The organism is Oxynema mangrovii CENA135 (assembly GCF_016632315.1).
Taxonomy (GTDB): Bacteria; Cyanobacteriota; Cyanobacteriia; order Cyanobacteriales; family Laspinemataceae; genus Oxynema; species Oxynema aestuarii.
This window is the reverse complement of sequence record NZ_JAEOXH010000001.1, coordinates 3,428,212-3,448,410: the sequence shown is the minus strand read 5'-3', so window position 1 is coordinate 3,448,410 and position 20,199 is coordinate 3,428,212. Positions and strand designations below refer to the sequence as shown.

The window sequence follows — 20,199 nt, the reverse complement described above, 5'->3', positions numbered from 1 at the left end:
CGCTTGGGGTAAGTCCCAGGAAGAAGGTAGGGTGTGCATCAAGTCACCGGGGGAAACGATCGTTTGAAGGCGGGTAGTTGGAGTCGCTCCGCTTGTAATGGGTCGTGCTTGAGTTACAATCGGCTACTTCCGATTCCCCACCCCCGATTTTAACTGCCCGAGACTGGCTCCGGTACGCCCGGTGGTCACCCACAAAATGGCGCGCAGCCCGTCGCGAATCGATTTTTCGACGGGTTCGGCTTCGCGACCGGAGGGGACGGCGATCGCCTTGTAAGTGATGCCGCGACTGCCGAGGACGATTTCGCCGATGACTTTGGCGCGAAGCATGTGGTCGTCGGAGGTAATCAGGTACACGCTGTCAATTCCTTGGGCTTGGAATTCGCCGACGAGGGTGGTGAAGTTGGTGACGGTATCGACGGCTTGATAGTCGAGATGGAGGCGGTGGGGTTCGATTCCGGCGCGATCGAAGACCCACTGAGCGTATTCGGGGTTGCTTCCCGAGGAGACCCAAATATCGAGGTCGGGGTGCGATCGCGCGAAGTTGGCGGCGAATTCTTCCCGTTCGGTATCGCCGCCGAGGACGAGTAAGGCTTTGGGGCGATCGAAGGCGGTGCGATATTGCTTGTAAGCGAAGCCGGATAGTAAAAGGACGAACAAGAAGAGCGAAAGCCACAAACAAGATCGGCGTTTGGCACGGCAACGGCGCGATCGCCGCCGATCGTCCCTGTTCTTACAGACCGCTTTTTGACCGATCTTGACTAGCATTCTTGCGACTCTTCACCCTTAACAGCGTGCAAATGATTCCGGCACCGCCCCCGAACCCTTCTGGGAATAGCTCCCAAGAATGGCGATCTCGCTGCGAGGACTCGCCGCCAGAAACGGTCTCAAGTTCCGATCGCAGTGCGATCGAGACAAGCGTTTCCGGGAAAACACCCAGACGATTATTTTCCTAGAGAGTAACATGGAACGGGACTGGCCGGATTCGAACCGGCGACCTAGCGCTTCAGATTGGTGCGAGTTTCCTCGCTCTCCGGACTATTCCTTCACCGTAGGCACGATCGCCCGTAGGTGGTGGCCGTTATGTTTGAAGAGGCGTTGTTTGGATTTTGTAGAGCATCGGTTCGGGAACGTAGGGAGCGATAAACTCCAAAAACCGTTTCCCTTCGCGCGTTCCCATTCTCAACCCCCAACTGTCCCGTATTTTTTTCAACCCCCACTCGAAACCCCATACCTCTGAAAAATAAGCAATGACTTTCTCATTTTCCACCGGGGATAAGCGGGTATTCAGGACAATTTCGAGGGCTTTAATCTTTCCCTCATGACGTTTGAACGATTTCGAGCCGCGATCGAGAAACCAAATGGCAATTCCCGCCGGGGTCAAACCATTCAAAAAGGGGCGGGCGATCGTTTTGCGTTTGCCCTGATAGAGTCGCTGAACTAAAACTCGCGTCAGGGGGATGGACTTCGGTTCGAGATACACTAATACTCGTCCTCGTCGCGAGAAACGCTGGCGAACGCCGACGCGCTTGCGGGTAATGGCTTCAAGAATCTCTTGTTTGTAGGCGAGATAGCCGTGCTGTCGGTCGCCATGGACGATAAAGAAATTATCTTTATGGCGTTTGGCATGACCCAACAACATTCCCGTTAAAATGCCCCGTTGCTCTATTTTCGATGAGACATTGTAGTCCATCTGGATGCGGGCGTCTTCAAACCAGTCTCTGCACCTTCTCTACCGGGGTTCGGTAGAGCTTGGCTCAAGATTACCGTATCGGCATCGACCGACTTAGGCTTCCTTGAGTTTGACCACATTCACTCGTAGAGTTTCCCCTACGGTGCCCGAGTTTTCAGGAGGCGCTTGCTCTATCCTACTGAGCCACAGCCCCATAGGCTAAAACAATCATAGCAGAGACTGGCTGGAGGCGGGAGAGGCACGGGTGCCGGGGGGTTTCATGGGGAGCAACAGCGATCGCCGTCACACGGGAGCGCCGATTCGATCGCGGTTTTGAGGGCGATCGGCTCACCCCCAATCCCCACTTCTATCACGCGATCGCCCCCACGAAAGTCACGGCAAGATTTAGTTGGGGGATAGATAGTGGAACTATAGAGATTGAAAAACAAACGGGATCGGACTATGGCTCGTATTCGCGACGTCGTACAACAAGCTTTAATCAGTGGCTATCTCAGTATAGAAGCCGAAAACCAATTGCGACATCTGCTGGCCAGTCACTACGATCTCGAAGATCTCAACGCCTTCATGACCTTGCAACATGCGGCGATGTCCGGTCGGGTCACCCAACAATCGAGATTACTGCACAAGCAGGCTCGTTTGAGCGAACCGATCGCCCAAGCCTCGTGACATCCTCCCGACGCTGAATCAAAGATTACAGCGCGGGCTTCCCAACCTCACGATTGAGTATTCCTGCCCCACGCCACTTATCTAGGTCATAGACCCCCGACAGACCGACTTGACAGGCGGTTTCCGTTCCCCAGAGTCCCTGGGATACTACATTCTCTAGTCCACGATCCAAAACCATCTCTGCTGCGGCACGGTCACGATGCGTTCGATACCCACACTCAGGACAATGATGCTCTCTGACTTCCAACCCCTTGCTCACCGTAGCAAGGCAGTTGGGACAGGTTTGACTGGTGCCGTTGGGGTTGACTTTAGCAAAGTAGACTCCCCGTTTCCAGCAAACCCATTCCGTCAGAGACAAGAACTGCCCGAAAGCAGCATCTACACAATCTTTTCGCAACATCCCTCGCGTCAAGCCTTTAACGTTGAGGTCTTCTGCAAAGATGGTTTGCGCCCGGTCGCAAAGCTGATGAGCCGTCTTCAGATGGAAATCTTTACGACGATTGGCAATGCGATGGTGCATTCTAGCCACTTCGACTTGTGCCTTCTGCCAGTTTTGAGAACCCTTTTGTTTTCGTGCCGCTCTGCGTTGCAGCAATTTCAGCTTGCGTTGCATCGACTTGAAAAACTGGGGTCGCTCTTGGAAAGAGCCATCGGAAGCGGTCAAGAATCGCTCCAATCCCAGGTCAATCCCAATCGCCCGAACATGAACCGGGACCGGGACATCGGGAACCGATATATCCGATTCAATGGTGACGACAACGTACCATTGCGTACCCCGTACCCTCAACAATACCCTTACCTGTTTCACCTTGAACCCGTTAGGGATGGGGCGATGCAGTTTGATAGGCACTTCCCCAATTTTTGGCAACTTGATTATGAAGCCATTGATGGGATTGTCCGTGAATTGGGGAAACACAAAGGATTTGAATTGACCGAACTTTTTGAAACGCGGGAATCCATATCCCCGTTTCTGAAATACTTCCCAGGTATCGTGCAGTCTGCGAATCGTGGTCTGCAACACCTGAGAATGCACCTTACCCAAGTGCGGGAATTGCTTCTTCGCTTTGGGCAGGTTGTTCTGCTGACGGTGGTAGGACGGAAATGGTTCATCGGCGGGAATGATGTATTCCTTCTCCAACGAGCATCGGTCTATCGAACACTTACGCGAAGCAATCCAGTCTTTGAGTTCGCGTAAAGCGTAGTTATATACGCCTCGGCACGTCTCAAGCCACGACCGCAGTTCAGTCTGCTGTACGACATTTGGATAGATTCGGTAAGTGTAGTTCATGGTCAGCATGACTATAATTTACTACAGGCTATAGCTGCTGGTAAATGCTGGTCTCATCCCCATCGTAGGGCTTGGCCCTTCCCGTAGGGTGGGGATGAGACCAGCTCGGGGAGTTATAAGTCCCCGAACCCCTCAAAAGTTAAACCCCCGCACGATCGACCGAGCAGAAAACACGAACAGCCGATCGCATATCCCGATCTAGGAGCGAAGAATTTTTCGTCCCTACTCCGATCGATCTCTTAATTCAGCCAAGCCCGAACCTCAATCTGGCCACGGATCCCCCACAACGATCCCCAGGATAATATCCCAATTCTCTCGTCCTTACCGACGAACCCCCGATTTCCCCTAGGGAGATCGGGCCGCTTTGTTGGGGACGGTTTGCAAATATCATCCAGTCTGCAAGCCTGTTTCGACGGGGGGAGCGATCTCCGCCCCACTCCTGCGCGTTCCCTTCGCTCCCGCGCTATTTTAAGGGTGAGAAACTCGCCATTGCTCGTGGTTGAGGATCTCGGTTCGTCTCCTCGCCGTTGACCCTCACGCCAAAAATCTATGGTATTATGCTCGAACTTTTTGTGAATCCTTCGCCCTCGTTCCTTACCTTTGTCAATTTAGCGCCACAGACGCGCCCCAGTCCCGTTGCTGGGGGTCAGGGAACGCCGAGATCGGCTACAACGGTAAAGGTTCTCGGACGGACTCCAAGGGACGAGGGAGTGACAAGCTCTTCCCTTGGGGTTTTCAACGACTCCCTGCTGAATGGATCGCTTTGGTTCGCGATCGGCGATCGCTCAAAGCCTACCCGTTTTGAGCCTTCTCTCGACTCCTCACCCCATTGAGGTTTGGCGTGCATCATACTTCACAGAGGACTTGACTTATGGCACAAATTATCGCAACAGCCAACATGAAGGGAGGCGTGGGTAAAACGACGCTCACGGTCAATTTAGCAACTGCATTGGCAAAGGAGCAGGGTAAGCGGGTCTTAGTGGTCGATCTCGACACTCAAATCAGCGCCACTCTCAGTCTGGTCTCGCCTCACGAATTTTCTAAACTCCGCAAAGAAAGACGCACTCTCAAACATTTAATTAACGACTTTATCCAACCGATCGCCCAACAGAGCGTACCGATTCAGGACGCGATTAAAAAATATGTCGGCAATCAAAAGGGTCTGGATTTACTTCCAGGAGATTTAGAACTTTACGACGAGTTCACGATCTCGGAATTCCTGCACGAAAAAGCGGTTCGCTTGGCGAAAGAAGATTTTAATTTAGTGTGGAATAAACTCGAAAAGCTTTTAGTCGCCAAGATCCTCGAACCCGTTTCAAGAGATTACGACTTTATCATCCTCGATTGCGCGCCGGGTTACAATTTACTGACCCGCAGCGCCCTGGTATCGAGCGATTTTTATTTAATTCCGGCCAAGCCCGAACCCCTTTCCCTGATTGGCATTCAGCTTTTACAAAGACGGATTAACCAACTGCGAGAAACTTATAAGGACGAGAACCCCCTGACCCTGGAATTGATGGGGATCGTGTTTACGATGTCGAGTGGGTTACTTAACGGTCGCTATTACAAGCAAGTGATGCGTCGGGTTCACGACGATTTCGGGGAAATGAAGATTTTTAAAACCCGAATTCCCAACGATATTAACGTTTCTAAGGCGGTGGATAGTTTTCTACCCGTGATGATGACCAATCCCGGTTGTGCGGGGTCGAAAGCTTTTGCTCAATTGAGTGAAGAAGTAATGGCTAAACTTAAAGTGGCGATCGATATGAAGCAACAAAAACGGAAGTTAAATCTGGTCAATTTGGATTGAGGGGTCGAGGGGCGATCGCCCCCCACAAGGATCGAATCGGGAGAGTCGGAAGAGATCCAAAAGGCGATGCAAGTGGCGGGGGAAGCGATCGATCGCCTCCCCCTTCAAGCCCTCTAAATTTTGCTGTATTTTGTCGCTTTGAGCGTTAATTGTGCGATCCTACCCGTGAAAGCCGACAAATTTTTTGACTTGTTTAGTCAAAGGATTTCCTACTGTAAAAGGGAATCAGGGTTCGACCAGCCGTGTTTACGGCGATCTCAATTGTACGTTCGACGCGATCGCCGATCCGACTCGGACTGAAATAGGATTCAACTCATCCGTAGGTCGGTAGTCAATCGGTTTTTTGAAGATTTTATGACTTGCCGATTTGAGGTGTTTCTCGAAAAAATAACCCGATTTCGGCTAAATCTCTTCTTCGCCTTGAGCGTCAAGTTGCTTGAGATGGATGTGCTTTCTGCCTAACGAAATCTCAAATTCATCTCCGGGCTTGAGATTCATCTGTTTGGTATAGGCGGAACCGATGAGGATATTGCCGTTAGACTGAACGCTAACTTTATAGCTGGCACTGCGTCCGCCGCGCCCCGTGGAGGAACCGTCTAGATCGATTTCCTCGGCATCAATGAGGGCGTTGAGAAAGGCCATCATGTTAACACGCTCGATCCCATTCTTGGTCAAGGTGTAGTAGCCGCACGCTTTGGCTTTTTCTTCCTTGCTAAGATTGGCCAAGTCTTTAACTTTCTCTAGTAGGTCTTTTCCTGTTAAGGGAACCGGGTTTTTCGTTTTAGCCATATGGCAATTTTTAAATGAACTACTAATAGTATCTTATCATCAAATCTGAAATTTCAATCTATATCATTGTTGAAAAAAATTTCTCCCACGGTCGGCGGCGATCGCCCTACCTGACCGAGGGTAGAAGGGCGCGGGAGAAAGCGATCGATTTACTCAAAAGCTTTGCCGCGCAAGGATTACAAGGAGATGTAAAATCGATAGTGAGAGTTGGAGTTCCCCGCCGTTTTCCATAGGAAGGGAACCGTGAGGGGCGATCGCGGCTCCCCCAAGTTCGATTGCTCGCTAAAAATACAAGTCAGCAGAGAGAAAGCTAGAGACAGTAACGACAGGTGTAAGCCGATCTCCCGATCCGATGACAACGATTTGCTGAGAGGATAACGAGGTAGAACCCAGACCGTCGGTGGCGGTTAAAATGTGCGGCAGTCTGTCGATATTTGGCGATCGTCTCGAAGAAAATCGGGGGGGAATTTGCTAAAGGAATTGGGATGGGGCGATCGCCGGGTCTGGAGTTAGGGTAAATCGTTGTTTATGGATGTCTCAACGGTAAGGGGGGCGCGATCGCCGGATCGATCGGCGAAGGGAATAGGCGAGAGGAACGGCGGCGATTTTTGTCGATTTTGACAAGGTTTTGAGGCTTAAAATAGCGGATTTAGCCGCGATCGCCATTTTCGAGCCTAACCCGACTAAAAACATCCATGCATAACAGATTCAACTAAATTTTCGATCGGTTCTTGAATTGGGCGATCGCCGTGTCCCCAAGTAGTAGAATTTTTCAGCAACCCTTGAAAAAACACTATAAAATCGGCTAAAGCTTCGATCGCAATTCAGCATGAATTTAGATAAACCTTTAGGTTCGGTCATCCAAGGTTCTCTCTCCAAAGGCTTAGAAGTTCGCCTGCATCCCGACATTTCCGTTGAAGAAATGCGGGTTGGCAAATTCTTAGTCGTTCGCGGGGCGCGATCGCAATTTTTCTGTTTGCTCACTGACGTCGCCCTCGGAACGACCAGCGATCGCATTTTGGTCAACCCTCCCCATCCCGAAGACGACTTCATGCAAGCCGTTCTCGCCGGAAGTGGCACCTACGGCAGAATCGAGCTGGCGCCGATGTTGATGCTCACCCCAGAAACCGACGATGGCGGGTGGAGTCCCGATTCCCTGCTCAACACCCAAGCGAACGCCAATAAGGGTAACCGGAAGACTCCGGAAAACAGTAACAACGGCCAAAATAACAATAACGGCGCCCTCGCCTCCTACCAAGCCCAAACCGGGGCGCCGATGGAACTGCTCCCGGTCAAAACCATTCCCAGCCACTTTTCCCAAGTTTACGACGCTTCCGAAGCCGATTTTCGCGCCGTTTTCGGTTGGGAAGACGACCCCCATCGCCGCAATTTCGCGATCGGTCAACCCCTCGATATGGAAGTCCCCGTCTGTATCGACCTGGATCGCTTCGTAGAGCGCAGTAACGGCGTTTTTGGCAAATCCGGCACCGGAAAGTCCTTCCTGACCCGTCTGTTGCTCTCTGGGATCATCCGCAAGCAAGCGGCGGTCAACCTGATTTTCGACATGCACTCGGAATACGGTTGGGAAGCGGCGACGGAAGGCAAGCAATTTAGTACGGTCAAAGGGTTGCGACAACTGTTTCCCGGACAGGTCGAAATTTACACCCTCGACCCGGAATCGACCCGCCGTCGGGGGGTTCGCGACGCCCAAGAACTGTATCTCGGTTACGACCAAATCGAAGTAGAAGACATTAGCTTGGTCGCCCGAGATTTGAATTTGTCGGAAGCGAGTATCGAAAATGCGATTATCTTGCGTAACGAATTCGGCAAAAGTTGGATTACCCAATTACTTTCGATGAGTAATGAAGATATCCAAATGTTTTGCGACGAAAAACGAGGTAATAAGTCTTCGATTATGGCGTTGCAGCGCAAGTTAATTCGTTTGGACGAACTGAAGTATATGCGCAATAGCTGCCCTCACAATTACGTGGGGCGCATTCTCGACGCCCTGAATGCGGGCAAACACGTGGTGATCGAGTTCGGGTCTCAGTCGAATATGCTCTCGTATATGTTGGCGACGAATGTGATCAGTCGTCGCATTCACGGGAGTTACGTCCAGAAGGCGGAGCAGTTTTTGCAAACGAAGGATCCCGGCGATCGCCCGCGTCAGTTGGTGATTACGATTGAGGAAGCTCACCGCTTTTTAGACTCGGCGACGGTCCGCCAGACGATTTTCGGCACGATCGCCCGGGAAATGCGAAAATATTTCGTGACGCTGTTAGTGGTAGACCAACGCCCCTCGGGGATTGACAATGAGGTGATGTCCCAAGTCGGTACCCGGATTACGGCTTTACTCAACGACGACAAGGATATCGAGGCCATTTTTACCGGGGTTTCGGGGGGTCAAAATTTGCGATCGGTGTTGGCGAAATTGGACTCGAAGCAACAAGCGTTGATTCTCGGTCATGCGGTTCCGATGCCTGTGGTCGTCCGAACTCGTCCTTACGACGAAGCCTTTTATCGCGAGATTGGCGATGTGGCGTGGGATGAAATGGATGACGATACGGTGTTGAAGGCGGCGGAGTCGGCGAAAGCAGATTTGGGATTTTAACGGTTCTGCGGTTGAGCTCGGTTTTTCGGAAGGGAAAAGTCACTCGAATTGCGGTGATTTTGGCGAAATCTATCCCTAGGGAGATTTGCCAGCCCCCTAGGCGTTCGTATAGTAAGAGTATCTCGATCGCCCTAGGGGTGGCGTGGCGATCGATCGTCCCCGACCGGGATCGTAACTCGGCCCTGGGCGATCGTAATTTCCTCAACTGAGGGAATATTAGCATTAGCGCGGCGATCGCCTTCGCTGTCCAGGGGCGATCGGTAATTTTTGAACTTGAGTAGTTTTGCGGATGAAAAAATGTGTAGTATGTTGTATTATTAAAGTCCGGGGGTTCTAGATTCAAGACAATGACGGTTCGTGCAGAAACTGCATTTTTCTCGCTCTTGAAGTCTGGGAAACGCACGTGAAAAGACTTAAAACGATGGGGAAAAGTTTTAAAACCTTCCCTGTTGGTGTATCCCGTCAATCCACCGATCGCAACGGGTATTCAAAACTTATCTTATAAGGTGTAGGGGTTTAGCAAACTCGAATTCCTGGGCTGACCCAGAGTCCGAACCCATCTCGATCGGCACGACGTCCTAAGAACCGAAGGGTCTTTTGGGGGAGAGATCTGGGGGTGTACGGAGATTACTCCTTCGAGCCGAATCCCGGCCAACATCGAATAGGTTCATACTAAAACTAGCGTATATTGTTTGCCATCCGCGATCGCCAAAAGATGAAAAGCGGGAGATTTTAATTTTCTCTTCGTCCGAAGTAGGAGGCGATCGCGCTGTAGTCAAAACCGCGTTCCTCTCTCCGAATTTCCTGTCTCCGATTTTTAATGGCTTGAGAGCCTCCCCGCCAACAACAAGCCTTCCCCTGTTCGCGCGGGAAAGCGATTGCGCCCATCGAAACAGAACTGCCCTCTCAAAAAAAACCTAATTTTCCTCTTTACTGGGGAATCTGTCTGCCGTACAATGGATTAAAGCAAACTCATAATGACTTCGTTTTAATAAGCCGACCGTGAGGATGACCTCCCGAAGGGAGAAAGGGCAGGTCGAAGCGAGAGAACGCATCAATTGTCCGTAGCCTCAATCTGCCCGTAGCCTCAGTTTTCCCGACACCGATCCCGACTCAAAACTATTCTGCCCTAGGAGCCGGGTGCGGAGTTGCTAGATATTTGATTTTGTTTGGAGTAGTGCTTACCCATGCCCACCATAAAAACTCGGCCAACCACCCGCAAACAGACCTATATGGGCGCCAGACGCGGCGACTCGACGGATTCGATTCGGAGTTACCTCCACGAAATCGGTCGGGTTCCCCTGCTCTCCCACGAGCAAGAAATTGTTTATGGCAAGCAGGTGCAGCAGATGATGAGCCTGCTTGAAGCCAAACAAGAGTTGGAGAAGACGCTCGATCGAGAACCAACCGAGGCAGAGTGGGCCGCGCACGTCAGCAAAGACCTCGAAGAGTTCAGACAATTGCTCAAAGTCGGACGCAGAGCCAAACAAAAGATGATCGAAGCCAACTTGCGCTTGGTGGTGGCGATCGCCAAGAAATACCAGAAGCGCAACTTGGAGTTTCTCGATCTGATTCAAGAAGGAACCCTCGGTTTAGAAAGAGGTGTCGAGAAATTCGACCCGATGCGCGGGTATAAATTCTCGACCTATGCGTACTGGTGGATTCGTCAAGCGATCACCCGGGCGATCGCCCAGCAAGCGCGCACGATCCGCCTGCCGATTCACATTACCGAAAAACTCAATAAGATCAAGAAAGCCCAACGAGAACTGACCCAAACCTTGGGTCGCAATCCCACCCCGAACGACTTAGCGGAAGAACTCGACCTCGAACCCGCGCAGATTCGAGAATACTTGCTGATGTCGCGCCAACCCGTCTCCTTAGATTTGCGCGTCGGCGACAATCAGGACACCGAACTGCAAGATCTGCTCGAAGATGCGGATGCTTCGCCAGAAAACTACATTACCCAAGAGCTACTGCGCGAAGATATCGAGAGCTTGCTTTCCGAGTTGACCAACCAGCAACGAGATGTAATCGTTTTGCGTTTCGGACTCAAAGACGGTCGGGAACTCTCCTTAGCCAAGGTGGGAGAACAACTCAATCTCAGCCGCGAACGAGTGCGCCAGTTAGAACATCAAGCGTTGGCGCAATTGCGGCGGCGGCGAGCTAACGTGCAGGAATATCTCGCCAGCTAGCTCAATAAAACGGTCTGATTTACCCGTTTGGGGGGAGGTGAAGGTGCCTCCCCTTTTTTGTTTTTTTATTTTTTGTTTTTCTAAAAGGTAACGCGATCGCCCAAGCGTTCGAGCATCTTCGGGCCGATTCCCGGAACCCGATCTAAATCCGCTAGAGAGGTAAAAGGGCCTTCGCGACGGGCCGCGACGATGCGGGCGGCTAAAGTCGGGCCGATCCCGGGGAGGGTTTCTAATTCTGCCGCCGTGGCGAGATTGACGTTGATTTGTGGCGCTACGGTCGGGGCTGCGGCTTGGGAGTCGGCACCGCATCGGGCGATCGCCGCTTCGAGCCGTTCTTGTTGCTTGGGGGACAATCCCAGCAAGGCATTGCGGTAGAGGCGATCGAATTCGCGCCGGAAATGGGCGGCGACCGTGGGATTGGTCAACACCAGTAAGGTTTCGTCATTTTGCGTGTTGGCACTGGTAGACCAATTGTGAGAGCCAGCGATCGCCGTGGTGTTGTCGATCAGGGCGAATTTGTGATGGAGGCGATCGCCCGGTGCTAGCTGTGGCACGCCGACGGAGGCGATCGCCTCGGACCAAGGACGATTGAAAGCTTCCACCCGGCATCGATCGTCCGGTAACGCCACGCCTAACAAGTCCAAACTTTCGCTATACGGACGATAGGCAAAACTCGGATCGACGAGCAAGCGCACCGCAACCCCGGCGCGGTGCCGGGTTTCCAGGATGTCGGCCAATTCCTGCTCGGAAAAGACGAATAACGCTAAGTCGATGGCGTTGGAGGCATTTCCAAGGGTGGCGGCGATCGTGCCGTTGACCGATTCTTCCCAGGGAACTTGGCTCGAACTGGGCGCAAAGTGAACGGCGATCGCCGTTTCTCCAACTTGGAAGGTGCGATCGTCCCGCCACGGTTTGTTTATCCCAAAACGGCTGTCCGAGTGTCCTCCCGGTCCGTCACCCCACATCAGCTCGAATTCTTCTGCAAACGCTGCCGCCAGTTCGGGACTGTCGATTTTAAGTAAATTATTCGGGTTGCCGCGACTCGACGGATCGGAAAAATCGCCGTGAATGCCACTGGTGGTGAAATTAGCAGAAGTGGCGATCGTCGTGCGACCGTCTACGACGACAAACTTGTGATGCATTAAACCGCTCCCTTTGGAGCCGTCGGCGGTATCGTCGAGGACTTCGATCCCGGCGTCGCGCAAGATGACCAAGGCGTCTCCCGTGGCGATTTCTTCCGGGCTGAGGGTGCCGTCGTCGTCGCGATCGACTAATTGGCGGAATTCCTCGTAGCGACCGCGATCGCGCTCGTCCAATCCGGCGACTTCTGCGGCGCTCAAATCGCTCCAGGGACGGTTGTAGGTATTTTCGATAATAACGCGGACTCTCACTCCGGCGCGGTGGCGTTCGACCAAGGCGCGGGCAATTTCGGGAAGTCGAAATTCTTGGACGGCGAGATCGATCTGGGTTTGTGCCGAGGCGATCGCCTCGACGATAACCTGTTCTAAATTATCGCCCTGACGGCGGAAATCTCGATAGGGTTCTCGATATTCGGCTGCCGGATTGTGATTGAAATAAACTTGTACCGCCGGATCTTGCGGTAAGGGAGGAACGGAGCGAGTGAGACGCTCTAGAGGAGGACGAGTCCAACAGGCCGAAAGTAAGAAGAGGGGAGATAAGATGGCCAGTTGACCCCAGAGAGGTATCGACTTCGCACGATCGATCATGGTAAGTAACGGGAGCAAGATCGCTTTACTTTTAGAGTGTTTTTATTCTATTGTGATTTTATTTTATATTTGATTTTATTTTTAAAAATTGTTACCCTATCTTTTTTTCTGAGATTGTATCATCTAATCCGATAGCCATCGGCGATCGCCTCAATCCGCGAAGCTCGAATCACTCACAACGCGCGTCGCCTCGCACCGAGAATGAAGCACGGACGCGGGCGATCGAGCGATCGCGATCGGATCCGCAAATATGATAGGATCCCCCTATCTTGAATTCCGGGTTCACCCTTGTCATTGCAGTGACATCCTCCCGACGCTGAATCAAAGATTACAGCGCGGGCTTCCCAACCTCACGATTGAGTATTCCTGCCCCACGCCACTTATCTAGGTCATAGACCCCCGACAGACCGACTTGACAGGCGGTTTCCGTTCCCCAGAGTCCCTGGGATACTACGTTTTCTTGTCCACGATGCAAAACCATCTCTGCTGCGGCACGATCCCGATGCGTTCGATACCCACACTCAGGACAATGATGCTCTCTGACTTCCAACCCTTTGCTCGCCGTAGCAAGGCAGTTGGGACAGGTTTGACTGGTGCCGTTGGGGTTGACTTTAGCAAAGTAGACCCCCCGTTTCCAGCACACCCATTCCGTCAGAGACAGGAATTGTCCGAAGGCAGCATCTACACAATCTTTTCGCAACATCCCTCGCGTCAAGCCTTTGACGTTGAGGTCTTCTGCAAAGATGGTTTGCGCCCGGTCGCAAAGCTGATTAGCTGTCTTCAGATGGAAATCTTTACGACGGTTCGCAATCCGATGGTGCATTCTAGCCACTTCGATTTGTGCTTTCTCCCAGTTTTGAGAACCCTTTTGTTTTCGTGCCGCTCTGCGTTGCAGCAATTTCAGCTTGCGTTGCATCGACTTGAAAAACTGGGGTCGCTCTTGGAAAGAGCCATCGGAAGCGGTCAAGAATCGCTCCAATCCCAGGTCAATCCCAATCGCCCGACCATGAACCGGGACCGGGACATCGGGAACCGATATATCCGATTCAATGGTGACGACAACGTACCATTGCGTACCCCGTACCCTCGACAGTACTCTTACCTGTTTCACCTTGAACCCGTCAGGGATGGGGCGATGCAGGTTGATGGGTACTTCCCCAATTTTTGGCAATTTGATTGTGAAGCCATTGATGGGATTGCCCTTGAATTGGGGAAACACAAAGGATTTGAATTGACCGAACTTTTTGAAACGAGGGAATCCACGTCCCCGTTTCTGAAAGGCTTCCCAGGTATCGTGCAGTCTACGAATCGTGGTCTGCAACACCTGAGAATGCACCTTGCCCAAGTGCGGGAATTGCTTCTTCGCTTTGGGCAGGTTGTTCTGCTGACGATGGTAGGACGGAAATGGTTCATCGGCAGGAATGATGTATTCCTTCTCCAGCGAGCATCGGTCTACCGAACACTTACGAGAAGCAATCCAGTCTTTGAGTTCGCGCAAAGCGTAGTTATATACGCCTCGGCACGTCTCAAGCCACGACAGCAGTTCAGTCTGCTGTACGACATTTGGATAGATTCGGTAAGTGTAGTTCATGGTCAGCATAGCCGGAGTTTACCAAAGGCTATAGCTGCCTGTAAATGCTGGTCTCATCCCCATCGTAGGGCTTGGCCCTTCCCGTAGGGTGGGGATGAGACTTTTCAAGGGGAGTCCATGGATCCCGACGTTGATGCTTCGCATACAGCGCGGGACTTATCGCTCCCCGAACCCCTTAAAAGTTAAACTGCCAGGGCTAAGGACAGCTCTATAGGTCGGGAAGGGCGTGTCAGCGCTCGAATAAGCGATCGAGGGAATAAGAATCATTCTGAGTTGGAATTGCAGTACCATGAGATCTGTAGCCGACCGATGGGTCAGCAACCCGCACGCTCAGTGACGGGGCTTCATGCCTCACCTTCAGTTAGCTGGCCAGCCTAAGTCTTGAGTGACTATGTTTTTAAGGTGACGCGATCGCAGATTGAGGTCTGGGTCTGCTGGATTTGAGGGCGCGGCGTCCGCGCTCGGGTAGTTGCGCTCTTGAGGTGTGGAAACAAAAGCCAACACCACTGTTTTATGCCAAGAAGAAAAAAAACCTTTCCGTGCGGCCATAAAGGATACGGTCAGAAGTGCCACCGATGCGACCAAGAGCAAAAAGCGAGGGAGCAAGAAGTCGAAGCTTGCGCTCAAAAGCGACAGCAGAAGCTCGAATGGGAGGCATCTTTCGAGCGCGATCCGATCGATTTGCGAGCCTTACCCGATTATGTCGTGGTCAAGGCGCGGGCGATTATTGACGGCTTGAATAACCAGCGCAACTATAGGGAGTTTGGCGGAAAACGCTTGCGCCACGATCGCCGAATTATCAGCATTCCCGTCACGCGCAACTATCGGATGATTTGTCGGGATGCGGGCAGTATGGCCGTTCCGGAAGCGGTTTTGTCACACGAAGACTACAATGTGTGCAAACCGGGGAGTTAGACACTTGGGGTTAGGAAAGAGACTCGTTCGGCTCCAATCCCGACTCCCTCAAGCCATCTAAAAACTAAACTCTAAAATCTAAAATCTAAAATCTCACGCCCCCAGTAAAACCTACAATGGGAAAAGCCGATCGTGAGGGCGTAGCTGCGCTCGATAACGCCATGCAGATTTATTTAGATTACAGTGCGACAACACCGCCGCGTCCGGAGGCGATCGCCGCCGTCCGAGAAGCGTTCGATCTCCAGTGGGGGAACCCTTCGAGCTTGCACGAATGGGGACAACGGGCCGCCACGGCGATCGAAATGGCGAGAATTAGAGTGGCCAATTTAGTGAATGCGCCGCCGGAATCGATCGTGTTCACTTCGGGAGGAACCGAAGCGGATAATTTAGCGATCGCCGGGATTGCGCTCCAGTACGACAGACCGCAACACCTGATTATTTCCAGCGTCGAGCATTCGGCGATCGCCAAAACCGTCGAAGCGTTGGAAAAACGGGGATGGGAGGTGACCCGCTTGGGGGTAGACCGTCAGGGACGGGTCAATCCGAGCGAATTACAAAACGCCTTGCAACGCAATACCGTTTTAGTTTCGGTCATTTACGGACAAAGCGAAGTAGGAACGGTCCAACCGATTCAAGTTTTGGGAGATATCGCGCGATCGCACGGGGTTCCCTTCCACACCGACGCGGTGCAAGTCGCGGGACGGTTGCCCGTGGATTTGGAAAAACTGCCCGTAGATCTGCTGTCCTTATCCAGTCACAAGATTTACGGACCCCAGGGAGCGGGGGCACTTTACCTGCGCGACGGGATCGAATTGGCGCCCTTATTCGGGGGAGGCGGACAAGAACGGGGGTTGCGGTCGGGGACTCAAGCGGTGGGAGCGATCGCCGGATTTGGAGTAGCGGCGCAACTGGCGAGCCGAGAGATGAGCCGGGAAGTGCCGCGCTTGTGTGCCTTGCGCGATCGCCTCTTCGACGCCCTCGCCGACGTTCCCGAACTGATTCCCACGGGCGATCGCTGGCAGCGCTTGCCCCATCACGTCAGCTTTTGTCTGGCGGCGCCCGGACGGGAAAAACCGATTTCCGGTCGAGATTTAGTGCGTCAGATGAATTTAGCGGGAATTGGCATCAGTTCCGGTTCGGCGTGCAGTAGCGGCAAACTCAACCCCAGTCCGGTATTGCTGGCGATGGGTTACGAGCCAGAATTGGCGACGGCAGCGATTCGGATGACCTTGGGACGGGAAACCACTGCCGCCGATATCGACTGGACGGCAATGGTTCTGAAACAAACGATCCGGCGATTGTTGGCGCGTCCCCTGTGCGCGATCGTGTGAAAGGGCGGACTACATCGGCCCGATCGCCCCGAGCCACTGGGGTAAGTTTTCGGCGATCGTGCTGGTCACGTGCTGACTTAACGGCAAACAATCGAGGGCGATCGCCACGCACAACAGCATCAAGTAAGAGATCGAATATTTGAACAGCGATCGGGCCTTGTCCCGGTCGTGGGGGTCGGCGAGCAGTTGCCACGCCTTGCGTGCGAAGATGGCGCCCAAGGCGATCGCCGTCGCCCCATAAATTGCCCCACTGACGTGCAACGGGTAGACCAACAGCAACGTCAGGGGGAGCAGCAACAGGGTATAGAGCCAGATTTGGCGGGCCGTATCCTCATCCCCTTCAATCACGGGCAGCATCGGCACCCCGACCGCCGCGTAGTCGTCGCGGATCATCATCGCCAAAGCCCAGAAATGGGGAGGCGTCCAGAAAAAGATAATGGCGAAGACGACCCACGGCGCCCAACCCAGATCCCCGGTCACCGCCGCCCAGCCGACCAAAGGAGGAATCGCCCCGGCGGCGCCGCCGACCACGATATTTTGAGTGCTGTGGCGTTTGAGGAAGTGAGTGTAAATCAAGACGTAGAAAACGATACCCGACATTGCCAGTAAAGCGGCGAGCAGGTTGGCGAAGGTGGCGAGCAGGGTAAACGAGGCGATCGCCAAGGACGCGGCAAACAGGGCGGCATCGCGCGGTTGGACGCGACCGGAGGGAATCGGACGCGATCGCGTGCGTTCCATGATGTAATCGATATCGCAATCGTAGAGACAGTTAATCGTATTCGCCGACGCTGCGGCCATTGCCCCTCCCGCGACCGTCACCAGAGCCAACACGGGATCGACTCGTCCGTGAGAAGCCAGGACCATGCCCGCGATCGTGGTCATCAACAGCAGCAAGATAATGCGGGGTTTGGTCAATTGATAGTAACTGCGAAAAACCTGGAGCAGATTGTCGTGGTGTCGTCGGACACCCGTCCCGATGATGTCTTGCATGAATTTTTTCCTGATAAGCTTTCAAGATGCCGAGGGTATGGAGCATCTGTCAAGAGTTCGACGGTCTTGCGAATCTGGTTAATTATGGCGTAGATGCAAGGGTTGCCGCCCGGTCTCGAAGGGCTAACACGGTAAAGACCACTAAGGTGCCGAGCAAGGTGGCCCCGGTCGCTTGGTGGGCGACGGTGAGCGGTTCGACTTGTAAGTGCAGGTAAAAGGTGGCGATTCCCAAGCCGATTTGTAGCAGCAATAAGACGCCGGAGAACTTGGCGAGTCGGCGCAGGGTGCCGTGGAGGGCTGGCGTCCGCCAAGCGAGGACCACCAAGGTGGCGGTCGTCAGGGTGGGAGGGACAACTCCGGCGAGGTGGGCGTTCATGACGCTACAGAGTTGCTGGTAGCCGAAACACTGGTGTAGCGCCCATTGGGAGCCGACGAGGCCGCCTAAAAGGCTTTGCAAATAGACGAAAATGCTGCTGGTCAAGCCGACCCAGGGGAGTTTGCCCACGGTTCCGGTGGCTTCGTAGGGAAGGAGTACGGCGCCGATAATCAGGACGATGGTGAAGAAGATTAAGGCCGTGGCGAGGTGAGCGGTTACGATGTCAAAGCGCAGGAGTTCGGTGACGGTGAGGCCGCCGAGGAGTCCTTGAAAGACGATCGCTCCTAACGCGAGGGTCGAAGCCCAGGGCAACCACCCGGGGAGCGATCGCCGATCCCACCAGGATAAAGCAGTTAAGGCGATCGCGCTCAGGCCGATGGCGGCGGCATCCAAGCGGTGGAACCATTCGAGAAAGACTTGCAGGTTCATCTGCTCGGTCGGCACCAACTGCCCGTAACATAACGGCCAATCCGGGCAAGCCAAACCTGCATTCATGACGCGGGTGGCGCTGCCTACGGCCATTAACAACAGAGTAGCGATCGCGATTTTCCACACCAACCGCCGAATTCGATCCCGAGGTCGAGTGTTGCTCCGTGCCAGAGCGGCATTTCTATCCAGGACTGAATGGGCCATAACTCCTACTTCCTTGGCATCACTGACAGGCGAAACCAGTCGCCTGGGTGAGTATTTACTCACGAAAACTTTACATCCCTTGGGGGGCTGTTAAATGTTCCAGTTACTACAATAACGAGGCGATCGAGCCAGATAAAATGCTTTAGTGTTTTTTTTCGATTGTGGAAACGGAGGCGGGAACCGGGGGCGGCGCGATCGCAAAAAATTGTATAAGTTTACAAAAATACCCGCGAGCGCTCTGTCCCCCGCAATGTCGGCCCGTCTTGCCTGCAGCGCGATTGACTCGGGCGGTTCAATCCCAAAGAAATCATAAAGATTTCGAGACATTGGCCGCCGAGGCTCCAGGAGCTGCTTTAACGTGATAGGGGAAAGCGAGCCGAAAAACTTGTTAACTTAACGGAGTAAGTCACCCCTGTGGCGATCGCGCGTCGGGTCGAGAGTCCCTCGGATCGGCGTCGAGTTCGGACAGGGGTGTGGATTGAGAGGAGGTATGACGTGAATATACCCAGTTCGATCGTCACGATGCTGGCAGGCATCATCTTGACTATCGTCAGTTACTGGTTCGGACAGCATAACGGACTGATGCCCCAAGCCGCCTCCGAGGAAGCGCCTTGGGTCGATGGTTTGTTCAATACGATGATGACCATCGCCACGGGTTTGTTTTTACTCGTGCAAGGAATTATCATTATTGCCGTCTTCAAATACAGACGGCGCCCCGGAGACGAAACCGACGGGCCGCCGATTGAAGGAAACATTCCCCTAGAAATCTTGTGGACGGCGATCCCCGCCACGATCGTCTTGGGTTTGGGAATTTACAGCTTCGAGGTCTACAACTCGATGGGCGGCTTGGATCCGATGGCCTCTCACGATCCCAAAACCATGCACGCCGAGGTCAGACATTCCGGGGCGGCGATCGCGGCGCCCCTACCGGGAGCCACCGAAACCCCCGAAGCAAGCGACGCCGAACAAGTCGCCCTCGGCGTCGGCGCGTCCCCCAGAACCCAAGGTCGGGATGCCGACGTCAGCGTTAACGTCCTCGGACTGCAATTTGCCTGGATTTTCACCTATCCCGAAAGCGGGGTCACCTCCGGCGAACTGCATCTACCCGCCGGAAAAGAAGCCAAATTGACGATCGCCGCCAGCGACGTCATCCACGCCTTGTGGATTCCCCAATTCCGGCTCAAACAAGATGCCATTCCCGGACGGGACACCGAACTGCGGTTCGTCCCCAAAGACGTCGGCACCTATCCGGTCGTTTGCGCCGAACTGTGCGGCGCCTATCACGGCGGCATGAAAGCTCAGGTCGTCGTCGAAGAACCGGAAGTATTCGAGGCATGGCTGCAAAGCCAGATTGCCGCCCAACAGAGCGGTGACGATCGCGCGATCGCCCTCAACACCGACTCATTGAGCGAAGCCGAATACCTGCAACCTTACGCCAACGAAATCGGGGTGAATACCGAAGGCTTAGGCCAATTACACCCGCCCCAAGCCGAGGGATCCCACAAAATCCACCATCATATTTAACAGCCGAACGGGTCGATCGCCCGATCCCGCATTCGCGTAGCGTGCGCCTTGCGCTGAGCGACTCCA

At 53.4% G+C, this 20,199-nt stretch carries 16 protein-coding genes; 7 read left to right on the top strand and 9 right to left on the bottom strand.

From position 1 onward, the window contains the following. Nucleotides 1-123: 123 nt before the first annotated feature. Nucleotides 124-765: a YdcF family protein gene (locus tag JJD41_RS13460; protein WP_200666680.1), complete on the bottom strand. Its 642-nt coding sequence runs from the start codon at nucleotides 763-765 to the stop codon at nucleotides 124-126. A gap of 313 nt (nucleotides 766-1,078) precedes the next feature. Beyond that, the gene (locus JJD41_RS13455) at nucleotides 1,079-1,690 is read right to left on the bottom strand and encodes a DNA endonuclease (protein ID WP_200666678.1); all 612 of its coding nucleotides are present in this window, start codon (nucleotides 1,688-1,690) and stop codon (nucleotides 1,079-1,081) included. Nucleotides 1,691-2,131: 441 nt separating this feature from the next. On the opposite strand from JJD41_RS13455, the gene JJD41_RS13450 reads away from it, so the two are divergent. Next, complete coding sequence (locus JJD41_RS13450) at nucleotides 2,132-2,356, top strand: hypothetical protein (RefSeq protein WP_200666676.1); 225 nt, start codon at nucleotides 2,132-2,134, stop codon at nucleotides 2,354-2,356. 25 nt (nucleotides 2,357-2,381) lie between these two features. On the opposite strand, the gene JJD41_RS13445 is transcribed toward JJD41_RS13450, so the two are convergent. Continuing rightward, complete coding sequence (locus tag JJD41_RS13445) at nucleotides 2,382-3,653, bottom strand: RNA-guided endonuclease InsQ/TnpB family protein (RefSeq protein WP_200666674.1); 1,272 nt, start codon at nucleotides 3,651-3,653, stop codon at nucleotides 2,382-2,384. Between the two features lie 862 nt (nucleotides 3,654-4,515). On the opposite strand from JJD41_RS13445, the gene JJD41_RS13440 reads away from it, so the two are divergent. After that, complete coding sequence (locus JJD41_RS13440; protein ID WP_200666672.1) at nucleotides 4,516-5,454, top strand: ParA family protein; 939 nt, start codon at nucleotides 4,516-4,518, stop codon at nucleotides 5,452-5,454. Nucleotides 5,455-5,856: 402 nt separating this feature from the next. Here the strand turns inward: JJD41_RS13440 and JJD41_RS13435 are convergent, their stop codons facing one another. Beyond that, nucleotides 5,857-6,243 carry an AbrB family transcriptional regulator gene (locus JJD41_RS13435; RefSeq protein WP_200666670.1) on the bottom strand — a complete coding sequence of 129 codons (387 nt, stop codon included), beginning with the start codon at nucleotides 6,241-6,243 and terminating at the stop codon, nucleotides 5,857-5,859. Between the two features lie 537 nt (nucleotides 6,244-6,780). Next, nucleotides 6,781-6,936 (bottom strand): hypothetical protein, encoded by a 156-nt coding sequence (locus tag JJD41_RS13430; RefSeq protein WP_200666668.1) that lies wholly within the window; start codon nucleotides 6,934-6,936, stop codon nucleotides 6,781-6,783. Nucleotides 6,937-7,072: 136 nt separating this feature from the next. Between JJD41_RS13430 and JJD41_RS13425 the strand changes: the two genes are divergently transcribed. Then, nucleotides 7,073-8,854: a helicase HerA domain-containing protein gene (locus tag JJD41_RS13425; protein ID WP_200666666.1), complete on the top strand. Its 1,782-nt coding sequence runs from the start codon at nucleotides 7,073-7,075 to the stop codon at nucleotides 8,852-8,854. A 1,187-nt stretch (nucleotides 8,855-10,041) separates the two neighbouring features. Then, nucleotides 10,042-11,046 carry an RNA polymerase sigma factor, RpoD/SigA family gene (locus tag JJD41_RS13420; RefSeq protein ID WP_200666664.1) on the top strand — a complete coding sequence of 335 codons (1,005 nt, stop codon included), beginning with the start codon at nucleotides 10,042-10,044 and terminating at the stop codon, nucleotides 11,044-11,046. A gap of 80 nt (nucleotides 11,047-11,126) precedes the next feature. On the opposite strand, the gene JJD41_RS13415 is transcribed toward JJD41_RS13420, so the two are convergent. Together JJD41_RS13415 and JJD41_RS13410 are read right to left on the bottom strand one after the other, a co-directional pair. Next, nucleotides 11,127-12,773 (bottom strand): phospholipase D-like domain-containing protein, encoded by a 1,647-nt coding sequence (locus tag JJD41_RS13415; protein WP_200666662.1) that lies wholly within the window; start codon nucleotides 12,771-12,773, stop codon nucleotides 11,127-11,129. Nucleotides 12,774-13,101: 328 nt separating this feature from the next. Next, entirely contained in the window at nucleotides 13,102-14,373 is a 1,272-nt protein-coding gene (locus JJD41_RS13410; RefSeq protein WP_200666660.1) for an RNA-guided endonuclease InsQ/TnpB family protein, read from the bottom strand. Nucleotides 14,374-14,877: 504 nt separating this feature from the next. Between JJD41_RS13410 and JJD41_RS13405 the strand changes: the two genes are divergently transcribed. Both JJD41_RS13405 and JJD41_RS13400 read left to right on the top strand, forming a co-directional pair. After that, on the top strand, nucleotides 14,878-15,279 hold the full coding sequence (locus JJD41_RS13405) for a DUF7682 family zinc-binding protein (RefSeq protein WP_200666658.1): 402 nt from the start codon (nucleotides 14,878-14,880) through the stop codon (nucleotides 15,277-15,279). 161 nt (nucleotides 15,280-15,440) lie between these two features. Beyond that, nucleotides 15,441-16,610, top strand: a complete 1,170-nt coding sequence (locus tag JJD41_RS13400) for a cysteine desulfurase family protein (RefSeq protein WP_200667335.1) — start codon at nucleotides 15,441-15,443, stop codon at nucleotides 16,608-16,610. A gap of 9 nt (nucleotides 16,611-16,619) precedes the next feature. Here the strand turns inward: JJD41_RS13400 and JJD41_RS13395 are convergent, their stop codons facing one another. Further along, nucleotides 16,620-17,600, bottom strand: a complete 981-nt coding sequence (locus JJD41_RS13395; protein WP_200666656.1) for a heme o synthase — start codon at nucleotides 17,598-17,600, stop codon at nucleotides 16,620-16,622. 82 nt (nucleotides 17,601-17,682) lie between these two features. Continuing rightward, the gene (locus JJD41_RS13390) at nucleotides 17,683-18,609 is read right to left on the bottom strand and encodes a COX15/CtaA family protein (protein ID WP_200666654.1); all 927 of its coding nucleotides are present in this window, start codon (nucleotides 18,607-18,609) and stop codon (nucleotides 17,683-17,685) included. A 495-nt stretch (nucleotides 18,610-19,104) separates the two neighbouring features. Here JJD41_RS13390 and JJD41_RS13385 point away from each other — a divergent pair, with 495 nt between their 5' ends. Next, complete coding sequence (locus JJD41_RS13385) at nucleotides 19,105-20,133, top strand: cytochrome c oxidase subunit II (RefSeq protein WP_370583810.1); 1,029 nt, start codon at nucleotides 19,105-19,107, stop codon at nucleotides 20,131-20,133. Nucleotides 20,134-20,199 lie beyond the last annotated feature (66 nt).